Source organism: Grimontia kaedaensis, from assembly GCF_023746615.1.
In the GTDB taxonomy this organism is placed as follows: Bacteria; Pseudomonadota; Gammaproteobacteria; order Enterobacterales; family Vibrionaceae; genus Enterovibrio; species Enterovibrio kaedaensis.
The window spans coordinates 1,295,789-1,311,446 of record NZ_CP082276.1; the positions used below are offsets into that span (position 1 = coordinate 1,295,789).

General features: G+C 45.0%; 20 protein-coding genes and 1 pseudogene. 13 read left to right on the forward strand and 8 right to left on the reverse strand.

Translation table 11 applies throughout. The features are described from left to right. The first annotated feature begins 76 nt into the window (after positions 1-76). The 3 genes from K6Q96_RS22730 (at position 77) to K6Q96_RS24965 (ending at position 2,036) form a co-directional block, all read left to right on the forward strand. On the forward strand, positions 77-1,111 hold the full coding sequence (locus K6Q96_RS22730; RefSeq protein ID WP_251880381.1) for a DUF2806 domain-containing protein: 1,035 nt from the start codon (positions 77-79) through the stop codon (positions 1,109-1,111). Positions 1,112-1,182: 71 nt separating this feature from the next. Next, positions 1,183-1,473 (forward strand): hypothetical protein, encoded by a 291-nt coding sequence (locus K6Q96_RS22735; RefSeq protein WP_251880383.1) that lies wholly within the window; start codon positions 1,183-1,185, stop codon positions 1,471-1,473. Between the two features lie 311 nt (positions 1,474-1,784). Further along, a complete protein-coding gene (locus K6Q96_RS24965; protein ID WP_353621791.1) occupies positions 1,785-2,036 on the forward strand; it encodes a DUF2026 family protein in 252 nt (83 codons plus the stop codon). A gap of 69 nt (positions 2,037-2,105) precedes the next feature. Here K6Q96_RS24965 and K6Q96_RS22740 read toward each other — a convergent pair. Continuing rightward, positions 2,106-3,064, reverse strand: a pseudogene (locus K6Q96_RS22740) (transposase). A gap of 419 nt (positions 3,065-3,483) precedes the next feature. Here K6Q96_RS22740 and K6Q96_RS22745 point away from each other — a divergent pair. From K6Q96_RS22745 to K6Q96_RS22760, 4 genes are all read left to right on the forward strand, one after another. Further along, complete coding sequence (locus K6Q96_RS22745; protein ID WP_251880385.1) at positions 3,484-3,999, forward strand: hypothetical protein; 516 nt, start codon at positions 3,484-3,486, stop codon at positions 3,997-3,999. Positions 4,000-4,242: 243 nt separating this feature from the next. Next, positions 4,243-5,181 (forward strand): phosphotransferase enzyme family protein, encoded by a 939-nt coding sequence (locus tag K6Q96_RS22750; protein ID WP_251880387.1) that lies wholly within the window; start codon positions 4,243-4,245, stop codon positions 5,179-5,181. A gap of 297 nt (positions 5,182-5,478) precedes the next feature. Then, positions 5,479-6,033, forward strand: a complete 555-nt coding sequence (locus tag K6Q96_RS22755; protein ID WP_251880389.1) for a GNAT family N-acetyltransferase — start codon at positions 5,479-5,481, stop codon at positions 6,031-6,033. Between the two features lie 317 nt (positions 6,034-6,350). Continuing rightward, positions 6,351-6,818, forward strand: coding sequence for a hypothetical protein (locus K6Q96_RS22760; RefSeq protein ID WP_251880390.1), 468 nt, complete (start codon positions 6,351-6,353; stop codon positions 6,816-6,818). Between the two features lie 103 nt (positions 6,819-6,921). On the opposite strand, the gene K6Q96_RS22765 is transcribed toward K6Q96_RS22760, so the two are convergent. The 5 genes from K6Q96_RS22765 to K6Q96_RS22785 form a co-directional block, all read right to left on the reverse strand. Beyond that, positions 6,922-7,722 (reverse strand): hypothetical protein, encoded by an 801-nt coding sequence (locus tag K6Q96_RS22765; RefSeq protein WP_251880392.1) that lies wholly within the window; start codon positions 7,720-7,722, stop codon positions 6,922-6,924. A gap of 14 nt (positions 7,723-7,736) precedes the next feature. Continuing rightward, a complete protein-coding gene (locus K6Q96_RS22770) occupies positions 7,737-8,495 on the reverse strand; it encodes an SDR family oxidoreductase (protein WP_251880394.1) in 759 nt (252 codons plus the stop codon). Between the two features lie 3 nt (positions 8,496-8,498). Beyond that, on the reverse strand, positions 8,499-8,978 hold the full coding sequence (locus tag K6Q96_RS22775) for a cupin domain-containing protein (protein WP_251880396.1): 480 nt from the start codon (positions 8,976-8,978) through the stop codon (positions 8,499-8,501). A 172-nt stretch (positions 8,979-9,150) separates the two neighbouring features. Next, positions 9,151-9,492, reverse strand: a complete 342-nt coding sequence (locus K6Q96_RS22780) for a DUF1428 domain-containing protein (protein ID WP_251880398.1) — start codon at positions 9,490-9,492, stop codon at positions 9,151-9,153. Positions 9,493-9,827: 335 nt separating this feature from the next. Further along, positions 9,828-10,241, reverse strand: a complete 414-nt coding sequence (locus K6Q96_RS22785; protein ID WP_251880400.1) for a BLUF domain-containing protein — start codon at positions 10,239-10,241, stop codon at positions 9,828-9,830. Positions 10,242-10,366: 125 nt separating this feature from the next. Here K6Q96_RS22785 and K6Q96_RS22790 point away from each other — a divergent pair, with 125 nt between their 5' ends. After that, positions 10,367-10,549 carry a hypothetical protein gene (locus K6Q96_RS22790; protein ID WP_251880402.1) on the forward strand — a complete coding sequence of 61 codons (183 nt, stop codon included), beginning with the start codon at positions 10,367-10,369 and terminating at the stop codon, positions 10,547-10,549. A gap of 104 nt (positions 10,550-10,653) precedes the next feature. Here the strand turns inward: K6Q96_RS22790 and K6Q96_RS22795 are convergent, their stop codons facing one another. Then, on the reverse strand, positions 10,654-10,791 hold the full coding sequence (locus K6Q96_RS22795; RefSeq protein ID WP_251880404.1) for a hypothetical protein: 138 nt from the start codon (positions 10,789-10,791) through the stop codon (positions 10,654-10,656). 200 nt (positions 10,792-10,991) lie between these two features. Next, entirely contained in the window at positions 10,992-11,474 is a 483-nt protein-coding gene (locus K6Q96_RS22800; protein WP_251880406.1) for a MarR family winged helix-turn-helix transcriptional regulator, read from the reverse strand. 122 nt (positions 11,475-11,596) lie between these two features. Between K6Q96_RS22800 and K6Q96_RS22805 the strand changes: the two genes are divergently transcribed. From K6Q96_RS22805 to K6Q96_RS22825, 5 genes are all read left to right on the forward strand, one after another. Next, positions 11,597-12,460, forward strand: a complete 864-nt coding sequence (locus K6Q96_RS22805) for a DMT family transporter (RefSeq protein WP_251880408.1) — start codon at positions 11,597-11,599, stop codon at positions 12,458-12,460. Positions 12,461-12,771: 311 nt separating this feature from the next. Further along, a complete protein-coding gene (locus K6Q96_RS22810; protein ID WP_251880410.1) occupies positions 12,772-13,245 on the forward strand; it encodes a GNAT family N-acetyltransferase in 474 nt (157 codons plus the stop codon). A 29-nt stretch (positions 13,246-13,274) separates the two neighbouring features. Continuing rightward, the gene (locus K6Q96_RS22815) at positions 13,275-13,763 is read left to right on the forward strand and encodes a GNAT family N-acetyltransferase (protein ID WP_251880412.1); all 489 of its coding nucleotides are present in this window, start codon (positions 13,275-13,277) and stop codon (positions 13,761-13,763) included. A 101-nt stretch (positions 13,764-13,864) separates the two neighbouring features. Further along, positions 13,865-14,713 carry a type 2 periplasmic-binding domain-containing protein gene (locus tag K6Q96_RS22820; RefSeq protein WP_251880413.1) on the forward strand — a complete coding sequence of 283 codons (849 nt, stop codon included), beginning with the start codon at positions 13,865-13,867 and terminating at the stop codon, positions 14,711-14,713. A gap of 453 nt (positions 14,714-15,166) precedes the next feature. Then, a complete protein-coding gene (locus K6Q96_RS22825; protein ID WP_251880415.1) occupies positions 15,167-15,658 on the forward strand; it encodes an ATP-dependent zinc protease family protein in 492 nt (163 codons plus the stop codon).

A 15,658-nucleotide genomic window follows, 5' to 3' on the forward strand; every position in this document is an offset into this window, starting at 1 on the left:
AGTTTACGGTGGCATGGTTAATTTTCGTGGTGGCGTTGCTCACTACTTGACGCGGCGTTAAGCATCAAGGAGATTTATGGATTATCCCGGAGAGAAATTACTCTTAAAAATGTGGGAAACACTTGCTGAAAAAGGAATTGGCTCATTGCTAGTACCATGGCAAGAGAAACGCTTGGCAGATGCGAGAGTAGAGATTCGACGTAAAGAAATGCTTGCATTAGCGCAAGCTGAAATTGAAGTCGATTCAATAAAGTCTGGAAGATCAAGCTTCCAACTAAAACCAGAAGTTAAACTATTAAACGCTCCATCTGACAAAATAGATAAACAAGGCCGTGTTGAGCCCACCATAGACCTTACAGAATTAGCTACAGCTGTTGGTAATAACGACTTTTCTGAGTCAATCCGGAAGGAAACGAACGTTGCTAAATCAATATTAGTTGCAGAAAACATATTAAGCCAAGATCAGCAAGAACCGTCTGATACTCTTATTGAGGATGATTGGCTTTTCTCATGGAGAGACTATGCTGGAAGAGTTTCTGGTAAAGAACTACAAGACCTTTGGGGGCGAATATTAGCTGGCGAAGTTAAGCAGCCTGGATCTTACTCCATGCGTACATTGGAGTTCTTAAAGGGCTTGTCCAAATCTGAAGCTGAATTAATCAGCAAGGCTGCTCGTTTTGTTATTGACGGTAGAATATACCGAGAAAAAGAAGAGTTTTTAGAAGGTGATGGGCTATATTTTTCAAAACTCTTATTTTTGCAAGATATCGGAATACTTTCAGGAGTGGAGGCTCTCGGTCTAACTACCACTTATAAAACACAAGATAAAAGTAAGTATTTTAAGGGCCTAGTCGCCAGTAACAAAATTATCCTCATAGAGCATGAGGATAAAAATAAAACTGTAGAAGCGAACGTTTACTTGTTAACTCGCGTTGGTGCTGAGGTGTTAAAACTAGCTAGTTTTGGTGTCCACGATGACTACTTAGATTCTGTTGCTAAGGATTACGCTAAAAAAGGGTTTAATGTAAAAACAGCCGATTTTATTCAACAAACATCAGAGTCAGGGCGTTATTTTAACACCAAAGAAGTCAATCTTGAAGAAAATATTTAATAAAAGCCAATGGGGACAGGCATTTTTAGGGTTTCAATATTGTATTTTAGTAAACTTATATCGAGGAATCTATGATTACTACAGCAGACTTGACTCTACCTTCTGGTGAAATGGTTCGAGTGGAAATTCACGATTTGAAAAGTGACTCAATGGGACGAATTCATGAAGGAAAATTTAAAAACACATCGCCTTTGTCATCTCAACTAAATAAGGAAGCGCGGTTAGTTGGCTCTTGGTGTGGAATTCGTGAAATGAAAATTCAGCTTACATATCGTGGCTCGAATTATAAGCTTCCAATTCTTGTTGACATGCCAGTGCAAGAAATGGGTTCATTCCAAGTTATTGGTGATAACCAAGCATAAACACGTAAAAAATAAAGAACTAATAAGGATAGACACTTTTAGGTTTTTTCCTTAACGTGCCTATCCTTCCTTCCCGTGGGTTGAAATCGGTAAATTAGCTATCGGGCAAACGTATACCCGACCCTCTTTGACGATGAAGAAGTGGCAAAGCCGCTTTGACTGAAGTCTCAGTACCCATCATATTTCCGACTTCAATATGCGATGCTGTTTTTAGCCACTGCCTTGGCTCAATACCAAGGTGCTCTATTAATGGTTGGACTACAGGGACAGGTACTTTAAGAAAGACAACGTTACTTATAGAGGGAATTGAGTTGCTCATTACAATTACAGATTATCAACGAATTTATGGAATCGCCCACGCAATATTAAAGAGTGAGGGAGCAGATACTAATAAGTCATGCACATTTTATAATTATTGCGGAGCATACATACTGCAAAGAACTAATGGGGACAGACACTTTAAAAAGACTCTGTTCCTCGCCCTATCGGCTTATGCCTTTCTCCTGATAAGTCCGGAAATCAGCCCTAATTTTCAGTGTTTTTGCCACTTTCAGTGGGATTAGCTCAATTTGCGGACAACAAAAACATCAGGCGTTGGCCTGATGTTAAAGGGACGGATAGAAACAGGTAAATTAGCTGTCGGGCAAACGTAGACCCGATACTCTTTGACGATGAAGAAGCGGCAGAGCCGCTTTGACTGATGCCTCACTACCCACCATATTTCCGACTTCAATATATGATGCTGTTTTTAGCCAAAGCTTAGGCTCAATCCCAAGACGTTCAAGTAATGGCGGTAAGGTGGAATCGATTTTCCCCCGCTTATCATCACGAACTTGTCGTCCAGTCCAGTCGACTAACTCCAGATAATCCAATAGACGAAAAGGAATACCTTCTGGCTGATCTTTGCGGGGATATCCTGCGAAAACATGCAGACCTTCAGGGGTTATTTGGTCATTTCTTAACGCTTTAATTCGAGCTTTAACCGATGTGTACTCAGAAGTTTCGGGAGCATCAGCGATTGCTGCTCGTATGGGGTTGAGGTCTACATACGCCATAGCTGCCGCAAGAGCCTTTTCATCAAGCAATGCCTGGCTTTTAAAGCGACCTTCCCAGAAGTGTCCTGTGCATTGATCTTCTCGGTTCGCTTCCGCCGCAATGTGTTGATTCAATAACCGCATAAACCAACTGATGCTCGTCAGCCGCTCTCGCCAAATTTCGATGATTTCCATGCAACGTTCTTGTTCGGCTTCTGATAGAACCTCGCCACGCATAAAACGTTGAATCAAAAGAGGGCCTTGATGGAACATCAGCCAGCGCTCGATAACCTCAATCGGTGACAATGCTTTAGCGCAATCCTTGTTAATGTGCAAAACAACATGATAGTGATTGCTCATGATGGCGTAAGCACATACATCGATACAGAATGCGTTAGCTAGCTTTATCAAACGTTGTTCCAGCCCCGCCGGTGCTCAAAACACTTTCCCTGCTCATTGTTGTAGCCGCAAAGAAAAGAGCGACGGACACAACGCGAAACGCAGTGATAATAGGGAGTGGCATCGACGTTAATCAGTGAAGCACGCGCTGTGGTCATCGTGGGTCAGAAAAACATAGCTAAAGAATAGGTTTAACCTACCCCAGCTAATACATCATTGCATGTCGAATGGTTGGTAACGGGGAGGTGTGCACGAACGTATGAAACTGATAAATAGGTCTTTTTCTTAAAGTGTCTGTCCTCTCTTATCTAGTCTCAGGTTGGTATAGAGTCCTGCAAATAACTTTTGTTTGTGTAGCGCGTCTGAAATTCCGATCACACATTTGAATTAACATTTAGGTTGTTGTCTCTTGGTCACAAACTCTCAATTTGCGGCAAATCAACACACAGTAACTTTTTCAAAAAAATGCTGTCGGCAAGTCGTGAAAGACACGGAGAAAGCCCAACCACGGGACAAAAAGCTGCTCAGCTAATATTTTTCCCGTGCTGTGGGTATTGTATTATCGAAGGAAGTATGTATGAAAAATAGTTATCTGATATTTTTGGTTTCAGTTTTACTACTGAACGGCTGTGTAAGTTTTACAGAATACGAGCCTCCGACTTCTGGGCCGACGGCAAACCTCCGGATTAAGTCAAATGATATTGTTACTGCATTCCAAGTCATGGATAGTAATTGTGAAAATATGAAGGAGCTAGAGGTACTCGGCAATATACTTATGAATCGCTCTGAAGAAGAATCAAGTAATGGCATGCCATGGTTACCAGGAAGAAAAGGAGAAATAGAGCCGAAAGACTATAAAGAGTTGGTAATTCCCGCAGGGAAACCGTTCCACCTATATTACTTTGGCGCATCAAAAATAGTGACTGGAAAATACTGTCATGGTAATCAGATAATCGAGGTGGAAGAAGGTGCTAATTATGAATTCGATATGAGTTGCTCTGCATTCTATGGTGTTAAGATAGTAAAGGAAGACAACGGTTATAAGGCAGGAGTCATTAATTCTAGAATGCCGGAAAAATTCTGTAAAATTTAACGTTCCAATTTTAATTGGAAATCAGCAAACCACCCACTTCACATCCCGAATTGAGGGCAGAATAGCAGACTTCCATCACTATAAGGACTACTGGGACAGACACTTTTAGAAAGTCGATCTTTTTCTAAGAGTGTCTGTCCTCCCTTTTTCGAGGTCAACGCCGCAAAAGAATTGAGAAGACATGGTTACCTTCGGTATCCAACGCGACACTTAAGTGTGGAAAATCCTCATGAAGAGGAATCCATGTCATTCGTTATAAATATTGGGGCATCTTTGAAAATAAACATTCGATACTTAAAACAAAAGCTAAATGAAGCTTACGATATCAATGTCACTGATGTTACTCCTCTTTCGAGTATGCATGAATTATATAAACTCAAAACGACTTGCTCTCGACGCTATGTGGTTAAGCTTTATAAAGTTAGTGACTGCTCCTTATCGCAGTTGACTTCAATAACCGAGTTTAATGCTAGCTTGAAAGCTGATGGGGTTTCCGTAACTCTGCCGAAGAAGGGAGTTGATGGTGACTATGTCCAGCATCTTGGCGATAAGTATGCAGTGTTAAGCCATTTTGTACATGGTGACACAGTATCCACAATCAGCGCTTCTCAGTGTTACTTATTTGGTCGAGAGTGCGCTCGGCTGCATTTAACAAAGAGCAGGCAAGATCTTCCGGATAAAAAAGCTAAAGAGTTGCTGACTTTTCCTTTGCTCAATATCAAAGCAGGCTATAGCCATAAGCAACAAGAGATTGACGTCATAGAAAACTTGGCTACGCAAGCGGAGCTTAGCTTGTCCAAGTTGAGTCTACCTGAGGTCTTGTGTCATGGAGACTTTCATTGGGGCAATGCAATCTTCTCATCTCAGCAAGTCACGATACTTGATTTTGACTTCTGTTGTAGAAGTTGGCGTATATACGACCCTGTAGTCTTCTTGTGGAATCTTCTATTCACTAATTGTGGCGATATTAAACAACAATGGTCAGCATTCCTTAGTGGTTATCAGTCAATTTCAGTGCTTTCTGACGAGGAACTTAACGCTATTCCTTGGGTATTGGTAGCTCAGAATATTTGGCATATTGGGTTCATTGGCGAGGCAAAAATTGATGAGTGGGATTTTGATGATTACTGGTTTGATCGTAAGTTCGAGTTGTTTGAGGTAATCAGAGAAATATGTCCATAAGAGCAGGTAACTACAGGGACAGACATAGTAAGAAAGACTCTGTCCACTCACCCTACTGTTCTATACCTCCCTCCCGAGAAGTCCCGAAATCATCGCTTATTTTCTGTGTGTTAGACGATATCATCGAATTTCTAATCATTCTGCAGTGCCTTATAGATAACACCAATACGGTCATAAATGATGTGATAATGCGTATAGGTATATACAATTAAAAAGATACTGCTCAACACCACACGTGACTGATCTGCGCCATCATGACCAGCTTTAACATTAATCATCATCAAGGGGAACAAAGTTGTGATCGAAACAAACCGGCTCATATTGCGTGACTGGAAAGAGGTAGATTTTGCGCCTTTCGCTCAGTTGAATGCTGACCCAGAAGTGATGCAGTACTTCCCTTCAACCCTTTCCCAAGAAGAAAGCAATGAACAGGCGACGCGAATACAATCGCTGATTACTGAAAGAGGCTGGGGGTTTTGGGCCGTTGAGCTGAAAGCCACGGGGCAATTTATCGGTTTTGTTGGGCTTCACAGCCAAGATGAGCAGAGCGGCATTCCTTGCGCACCGTTTGTGGAGATTGGCTGGCGATTATCTTCTGAGTTTTGGGGAAAAGGCTATGCCCCAGAAGCTGCATATGGCGCGCTGGAGTTTGCATTTTGTAAGCTCGGTTCCCCTTCAGTTTATGCTTTTACCGCGCTTCCCAACAAACCTTCACAACGTGTAATGACCAAGCTGGGTATGGAAAACATTAACCAGAACTTTGATCATCCCAAACTCCCCAAAGGGCACGATTTAGAAAGACATTGTCTTTATAAAATTTCACGAGAGCAGTGGTTTCAGAGATCTAAATAGCTCAGTTAAATATTCGCTTTAAGTGTCTGCTTTATCTCCCCACTCAATGACAAAAATCATTACCGCAATAAGCCTGTGGGCAAAGTATTGGGGGACGATTCACGGTTTTGTGCTTCGAACTCTTTAGATCATCTGTTGAAGATTTGTTTTACATCTCAATAGTAGCGACACTCTTCACTCCTCCGGTAATAATTCTCAATCGCTTTTGTCATGCTATGCCTTTGGTTTTTGACGTGGCTAAGGAAGAGCTATGCGTAATAGGCTTTCAGGCCACTTTGATGGGTATCCATCAGTCAAAGCATGTCAGGAGAAGATTAATGTACTTTTGGAATATAGAAGCGCTAAAAAACAACATCAAGCAAGGCGTTTTCTCGGAGAAAGATCGCTTTAGTTATGTTTTGATATATATCGTGCTGGGTTTGTTTGGTACGTCGTTTGGTGCTTACTTTCCCATGGAAAGCTCAAATCTTTGGGACAAAGTTGATGACTTTGGTTTGCTTGTCATTACGATTGTTGGAACTTTTTTCGCCTATAAAGCAAATGGCGGAGACAAAGGTACAGACTTTCTTGGGCGCTATTTCAGTATCAACTTCGTTGTATCGCTCAGATTATTGCCTTGGTTGATACCGATGCTGGTTGGCTTAGGGATTTACTATTCCTATGCGTTTCCCTTAGAGGAAGATATCGTCACTACCCCCTTCGAAGTGATACTTTTTCAAGCTTGGATTGCGCTTATTTACATCCGCATGTGCAAACACATGGGTGATCTCAACGAGATAAAATGAAGCATCAGATCGGGACAGGTACTTTTAGAAAGGCCATGCCTACTCGCCTTAGAGGTTGCTGGCATCCTATCAAAACAGTATCTCTCCCGATTCACTTTCCCCTCTACCCCTCAAACTCTTCCATCTCAATCAAGAGCATATAGATCTTTCTTTCTAGCTCAACATCATAACTATCAATGCCTTGCATGCCTTTTGCTTTTATATCCAGTTCTCTCACGATATCTAAGACTTTTCCCGTCACACTAAAGGAGGTATTTGGACTACTAATTCTCAGCTCACAAGCGTTAACTCGGCATTCCGCTTTATCTAACTGAGCATCTTGGGAAACCACGTAAAGGTCAAAGTGGTCCTTAAAGCCTTGGGCGATATGGGTATGTTCATCGGTCTTTTCTTGCTTGGCGAACTCCGCATACCTCTCTTGGAAGTGATTGAATACCTTATTGGACTCCGACGGCGTAAGAACTCTTTCATAAGGATCGTAGTTCTCCTGTACAGTGACTTCAGTCCTTTGCTCGCTCTCTTGCTCGGCAATCGGAACTAGGTCATTAAGCTCAGATTCCGGGGCGTTGGAATAAGCCTGTGAGGAGTCATCTTCCGTACCGTTTTCTTCAAAGTCGTCATTGGACGCCAGAAAATCCTCTAAAGGAGGCTCTGCCTCGGCAGGTTTTGTGTCAAATGAAGGGGCTGTTCTAGGAAGTACTTTTTCGGTAGGGTCAGGCGTCTCGATGAAAGCCAAAGATGTATTAGACGCGCTTTCGGAAAGCAATTCACGGCTGATGTCTCGCCCTTCTTCAGCAGCATGAATCTGAGCGCGGGTGGCGTGATAGGTGATTAAAGACCCGCCACTTGCCCCGATAACCACACCCAACAACAGGACAAGAAAACCGTTCGCTCTTTTTTCCATCTCTCAACTCAGTATCAAACCACTCCACCCGTGGCGTCCAAAATACTACCTGTTGTGTAAGACGCATCTTCAGAGAGTAAAAAGCATATGGCTCTCGCAACTTCTTCTGGCTCTCCGCCACGTTGCATAGGGATGCGCGGTGCAAGTCTCTCTACTCTGTTTGGCTCTCCACCGTCGGCATGAATACCGGTGTGAATAAAACCCGGTCTGATGCCGTTAACGCGAATGCCTTCGGCAGCAACTTCTTTGGCAAGCCCAATGGTTAGGGTATCCACCGCGCCTTTACTGGCGGCGTAATCGACATACTCACCTGGCGAACCAGAACGCGATGCGCCAGAGGAAACATTCACAATCGCTCCGCCCTTTCCGCCGCGTTCGGTGCTCATGCGTTTTACGGCTTCGCGGGCGCAAAGAAAGCTACCCGTTACGTTGGCTGTTAGCACTTTGTTGATACGCTCGGCAGTTAAATCCACCAGTTTACTTTGGTTGAAAAGAATACCTGCGTTGTTCACCAAGCCAGTCAGAGGCTGAGCGTGGGCATCAATCGCTGCAAAAAGCGTGGCGACGCCCTCCTCTGTTGAAATGTCGGCTCTCACCGCAAAGGCACTGCCGTCCTTTTCTTCAATTTCTCTGACCACTTGGTCCGCTGCATCTTTGCGGGAATGGTAATTCACGCAAACCGTATATCCTTGTGAAGCCAGTAGCTTTGCTGTCGCAGCACCAATGCCACGACTTGCGCCTGTCACCAACGTGATTTCATTCTTGTGGCTCATCGCTTACTTCTTCCCTGCGTTAGGAAAATCAATGCTGTCGATATCCACCACTTGCCAAGGACGGTTTTTGTTTCTGAAGATGCGTTTGTTCTGCTTGGGGTAATCCGCTTCATCATGATCGAGACGCTGACCTACCACAATACAGCGAAGAGTTTCGTTGCCTGTGTTGGCCATGACGTGTGGCAGCCCGCCAGCAGGGTAGCCGATGAAGTCGCCCTCACCCACTTCGAAATCTTCATCATCAATCGTAACTGTCGCAGTGCCAGAGAGAACATAAACGCACTCGTCTTCAAAGTAGTGGACATGATATTCGGTCGAATCAAACCCCGGCTCTATCTCGACAATATGGAAGCCAAGTCCGGTCAAGCCCACCAAATCACCGAGAGATTTGCCCGTTCGCACCGCGTTGGGGTTCAGGAAGTGGGTTTTGGTCTGCCCTTCCATGGATTCGATATCTTGCTTTTTGACGATGTACTGACTCATTGCTTCTCTCCTTTTTGTTCAACCATGCACGGCCTTTGTGGCGAGAATCAACGTGATAATTGGGCGATGCGGAGAAATGAGATCATTGTCGCGTGAGGGAGAAGAAAACCGCTGACTTTGCAGCGGATTTTCCTGATTACGCTTTGAAAGTTCAGCCCTATAAGGCTTTCACTCAATGGAAATGAGGGGTGAAGTCTTCGTCTAAATCTAGCCTTTCACCGTGTAGCGAGACCGGGTTCATCACGTTGTCGATTCGCGGATCCGCCAGCATACGCTCCATGCCTTGATCCCGAGCCTCACGAGAAGGCCAAATGATCCAGGAAAACAATACAACCGAAGGGCCATATTCAAGTTCTGATACCGTGACCTTTCGAGAAGATTCCTGCTCATTGCAGTGCACCACATTGAGTGCGCCATAAGCACGCATCAAGGGGATCGCGTCTTGAACCAAACGCTTGTAGGCTTCTTTATTGGCAACGGGTAAGGCCGTTACCAGTCCATCAACATATAGCATGATCTACACTCTCCGCCGATTCAGTTCCACTCCAATAGCGACCTTGAAAACGACTTTATGATCAAGCCACTGACTTTCTATATTATTGATTTAATATGATTATTGGTTTAAACCGAGTGAAAGCACTCAGTACATCACCATTGCTCTTCCTTGTTACGGAGATACTACCTCTAGCAACTTGTCAGTTCCTGACTCAAAATAGAGACATGCAAAAAGTATCTTATTTGTACTTGATATTGGGAGGAAAAAATATTTATGAAAGAAAGGTAAACCCGTCTCTTTTTAGATGGAGCAGACAGGCCTATTTGGAGGAATATTCGAATCAGCGAAGGTATTCAAATAGTGCGGAATTGGTTAATCAGGGAAATGACTTCATCACCAATATCGCCAAATTCTTCCGCTGTGAGTTTCCTATCCAGAAAATCGTTGTAGCCACGAATCTGCGATTTATCGAAGCTTTCCAGATTTCGAAAGCCCATCGACCAGGAAGGAAAAGTACGCTTTGAGATCTCAGCCCGGTCTAACACCACAACACTACCATGGCGGTCATCCTGTTCAATTTTGTTGAAGAGCGCATCAACCTTCTGATCATCACCCTCCAGGATCTGGAAAAAGTTCCCTTTGGCGTAGAGCAAAAGCCCGCTGACATCCAGCTCCCCATTGTTCTGGCGCGCTTTCCCCAGCAATTGCATCAATTTACTTTCTGTGAACTCAACGGTTGCAGAACTGGCATAAATGATTCGAATCATGCTTCCCCCAAGCTACTTTTATATGGCGATTTATCAACTAACTATAGTTGGTCTCGACAGCAAAGATGGGAGTCGTAAGCCTATGAATATATCGAATAACATACTCAATATGACAGTAAAGCCTGATGGGAAAAACGCCGGGAGTGATAGAAGCACTGTCTGTCATTTCCGCCCCCAGCCAGCGACGCACCGATGCCCATCAAAATGCCGGCGAGGTAGCCAAGGATAAAAAGAAACAGAACGGCGATAAGAAAGAAGGTCACGGACTGCTGGAACCTGAAGCTGGGGATAACATGAATTTTTGGTGAAAATGAGGAAGCTGGTTTGGCTCAATGTTTAGATGAAAAACAAAGAAGTAAGCAGTATTGGGTAGGGTTAAATAGTGCCGCGTTCCAAAGCAGTAGATACGGATTCAAGGAATAGATGATTTAAACAGGTTCACGGGAATATCGAGGTCTTTGCCTGTGTCTTGATAGATTTTGAAAGCTGCAATGATACGATGACCACCATCTTGCAGCACGTAGGTCTTCTCGCATGTACAACGGACCATTTGAATCGCTTCGTTAATGTCTGCGCCCTCCTTGAGTTCCTTGAGGATAGACTTGAACCGCGTATCCTCTCCCCCGAACCCAGTTCAAATCCATTGCGACCAGTTCGCTGACTTTCATCATTGTTATTACGCATACTCCCTTCAACATTGAGTATGCACAGGATCAACTCACTTTGGCTTCTCAGCTTCAGTGCAAACAGTTATTCGTTGGCTACCAGCCATTTTCTCAAAAGGCCAGCCAATTGCGTTTGTTCTTCCTTAGACAGGACAGCAAGGATCTGGCGTTCATTCTCAACATGCTGTTCGATCACTTTGTCTATCAGCGCTTTGCCTTCTTCTGTCAGAGTAACCAAACAGCTTCTTCTGTCAGTGTCACTGGCTTGCCTTATGACAAGGCCACGCTTCACCAAACCATCAACACGCGTACTCATGGCACCGGAAGACAGCATCAGGGTTTGATAAAGATCTGTCGGGGTGACAGGTTCGCCAGCGCGGCGTAGGGAGGCGAGAATATCGAACTCAATACTGCTGAGTTCATTTTGCTTAAACACGTCATCCAACTTCGGTGTGATGATCTGTTTCGCTCTCCCCAAACGTCCAATTACCCCCATTGGTGAGCAGTCTAGATCCGGTTTCTGTGTGGCCCATTGGGCGATGATGGTATCGACATGATCAGCTTTCATTACGTCTTTCACTTCGGCACTGAATTTATCTTTTTCAAAAGATACTTGATCATAAGAGACAAAGTGAATACTTTATCTTTTGTAAAAGATACTTTTTGAAAAAACTTTGACCGGAGACACACGTGGCAAATTACCTGTTAGCTGCACTCGTTCCTATTTTATGGGGGAGCACTTACGCAGCCGTTAGCCTTTTCTTGCATGATCTCTCCCCTTTCTGGGTGGCGGTATGGCGTGCATTGCCAGCGGGTTTATTGCTTCTGTTATTGAAACCGGGTCGCCCGCCGCTTCCTTGGTCCAAAATGACTTTGCTCAGCGTGTTTAACATCGCAGCTTTCTTTCCACTTCTGTTTATCGCAGCTTATCGACTGCCCGGCTCTGTGGCAGGTACGCTTGGCGCAACATTGCCACTTCAACTGATGTTGATGCAGTGGCTCGTTGAAGGAAAACGGCCACAACTTAAAATGCTGCTGTTGGCATTGGTCGGCTTCTCAGGGATTGTGATGATCCTGAATCCTACTGCTGACATTGACCCGATTGGTGCTGCTGCCGCACTGGCGGCGACCGCGTTGGTCGCAAGGGCATCACTCTGGCTGAAAGACTGGCCTGTTACCGATATTTTCCGCCTGACAGCCTGGCAGTTAACACTGGGCGGTTTATTACTGGTGCCATTGGCATTTATTGTGGAAGGCGCACCAAAATCCATTACCACCCATGAATTACCGGGTCTAATTTGGGTGAGCTTGCTCAACAGCTCATTCGCGTATTGGGCGTTTTCACGCTCGATTAAGAAGATTGGCGCAGACAGCATGGCAATGATCAGCATGCTAAACCCCGTAGCCGCCGTAACGCTGGGTATTTTCCTTGTGGGTGAAGTGTTGGGACCTTATCAATGGCTCGGCATTGCCATGGTGATGATGAGTTTGGTGCTCATGGTTTACAACAAACAAAGAACGCAACGAAAGCTGGCGTTTAAGCCCGCTCAATAATCAAGTTTCCAAAGCCCCTGCAAAGGGGCTTTTTTATAGATAAGACAGCAGGGTGATTGAGATACATAAAAGGTTGAAGCAAATCTAATATTTAAGCTCAAGTGGATGCATATCTTTCCAATGCTTTTTTGGATAAATACTCGCTCATACACATTAAATACAGAATGATAATTCACCCAATATAAAACCAGCGGAGATTTACCTCTATTAAGCTATGGAACAACACACCAATACGCTTTTCAACTCAACTTGAACAGCGCCCAAAGCCAATGCTAAATGATCTCTCACTCAAAGGAATGGAGGAAGACATCATGGAAATTCGTATCGACGATCTGAGCGGCCCGGAAATCAAAGGCCTCCTCCAGGAACACTTGAATAACATGCACGAAATCAGCCCACCGGAAAGTGTGCATGCACTCGACCTCAGCGCCCTGAAATCACCAGATGTGACGCTTTGGAGTGTGTGGATCGAGGGTGAGCTTGCGGGTTGTGGCGCGTTAAAGAAAATTGGCCCTTCTCACGGTGAAATCAAATCTATGCGCACTTCACAAAATCACCTGAGAAAAGGTGTCGCTGCGAACTTGCTCGCACATATTCTCCAAGAATCACGCAGGCGTCAGTACACACGTCTAAGTTTAGAGACAGGTACTGAACCAGAATTTCAGCCAGCGCATCGTCTCTACGAGCGTTTCGGCTTCGAAGCTTGCTCGCCATTCGGGGAATACGTGGAAGACCCTAACAGCGTCTTTTATACCCGATCATTGCAGCAGTTCAGTCCGGCCTAACGTTAAGGACAACGTAGACTCAGGGTTATATGAACAAAAGAATAGAAATTATTGATTACCACCCGCGCTACACAGAGCAGACCATTTCCATGTGGCGCGCCAGCAAAGAGAGAGCCTTGGGTATTCCCGAGGTTCATGATTTTGAAGCGCACCGCTACTATCTCAATCGTATCCTTACCACGAGCAATCGCATTTATCTCGCTGTTGAAAAACGCGCTGAAGTTGTACTCGGTATGATTGCCTTTGATGAGAACTTTATCACCCAGCTTTACGTCGACTGCGATCATCAGAATCAGGGGATTGGCAGCGCCTTGGTAGACTTGGCAAAAGAGACCACCAGCCAGAACCTTCAGTTATACACCTTCGAGATAAATGCCCCCGCCCGATGCTTTTGGCAAAAACACGGTTTTGAAGAAAAGCAGATTGGCCAGCATGACAATGAAGAAGGTTTAACCGATGTGCTTTGCGAATGGCACCGCGATGACGATTACCCAGAACTCCGCTACGCCTTTAGCTAACCTGTCGCGTTCCGTTTGACTACCGACGATTTATTACTACTTCTACTGAGGAAACTCACCTAATCTGAATGATGATTGCATCAGGTTGGTGAGTTTTCTTTATGCACGTCTCTTCCGTTCAGGGTTCGTTGGATGAAACCCAGCGAAGCGAAAAGTTATTTCAAGGGGAGCTGCTGGTTTTCCAACAGCAGGAAGCCTGTAAGCCCCTGCTCGATATTGCCCGCCACATCATTGATCAATGCTTTGCTGTTTCCGACCCAGAGCTTGCGCATCTTTCTCTCTCGCCGGAGCAATATTTAGACCGTGCCGCCGCCACGCAGGATGGATTTAAACAAAGCACGGAAGTCAAAGAGGCAATCAATCATTTATTGCAAGGCTGTGGCGTGAACCCAGAAGACAATTACATCGACTCGCGTGTGCTTCGCATCGTCCCTTGTCTCGATGCCTTCGATAAAGGAAACAATGCGACACTTCGCCATCACAGAGATACATGGGGCGCGAATATTTACTGCCAGCAGAATTGGTGGCTACCTATATTCAAGTTAGAATCGGGACGCAGCATGGCGTTTTATCCTGACTATTGGCGTAAACCCATCGCCAATACCACGGATAGCTGGTCATATTCTGACTTTTTACAAACGAGAAAATCCACACCATTGGGCACAAAAGTACCGTATCCCAGCTCACCACAAGCCACAGACACCGTGGATGAAAGCAACCGATTCTGTCCAGTTATCGAGCCCGGTGAGATCCTCTGTTTCTCTTCTGCACACCTTCACGCCAGCAGAATTAACCGAACCGGTAAAATACGCTTCAGTGTCGAATGGCGAACCATCAATCAAAACGACATTCTCGAAAATCGCAGCGCGCCAAATATCGATAACGCAGCTTCTACGCCCATGTATCAATGGTTTAAGAGAATCAGCGATGGTGAAACCCTGCGCATTTAAATCTTTGGCTGGAACGCGCTCTTTACCGCCGCTTCGCGTAGTTTCCCGCGTTTTAATCTTGCTCTCAGGGCCCAACTTCCCGGTAAGACGCCCAATAAATCAACAAGCCAACCACATGATATTTCATGAAATTGACGCCAACCATTCATCAATATCTTTTATCGTCACGAACAACAAATTGACTTGTCGCTTGCTTCGCAAAGCTGTAACTTGCGCGCTCTTTGGTGCGGTGCTGAGTAAGTGGATGATGATGTGCGCCGCCGGAGTTCAGTACGCTGAGTAGCGGCCCTGTCTTGGCAACCAGCGGTAACGATAGTCTTGATTATTCAATCAGTTCTTACAAATGTGAGCGGCATGTTGCCGCAGAGCAACTATCGTTTACTTGAGTTAGTGTCAACGACTGATGCGCTCACTCCATCCGTACGAAAATCACTACCTGGGGCATTGACAGCAATGACTGACAAAAACACGGCTCGACCAGCAGTCGAGGGCGATAACCAAGCTATTTCTAATGACCGATTGCTTGTTGGCTGGCGTGAATGGGTTGCCTTACCAGATTTAGGTATCTCTGCGATTAAAGCGAAAGTTGACACCGGCGCACGTACTTCGTGCCTGCACACTTTCGGTATCGAAGAATATGAAAAAGACGGCGAGAAGTGGGTGAAGTTCATGATCCACCCAATTCAAGACGACGGCATGACCGAGAAAGAGTGTCACGCCAAAGTTAAAGATATGCGCACTGTGCGTGACTCTGGTGGTCACGAGACGCTGCGTTACGTTATTGAAACAACTTTTGTTGTTGGCGATCTGTCTTACCCCATCGAGATGACACTGACTGCCCGTGACAACATGGTGTTTAGAATGCTGCTGGGTCGCACAGCGATGGAAAACCGACTGATTGTCGACCCGGTTAAATCTTTCCTCGTTCAGGCGCAACAAGGTTAA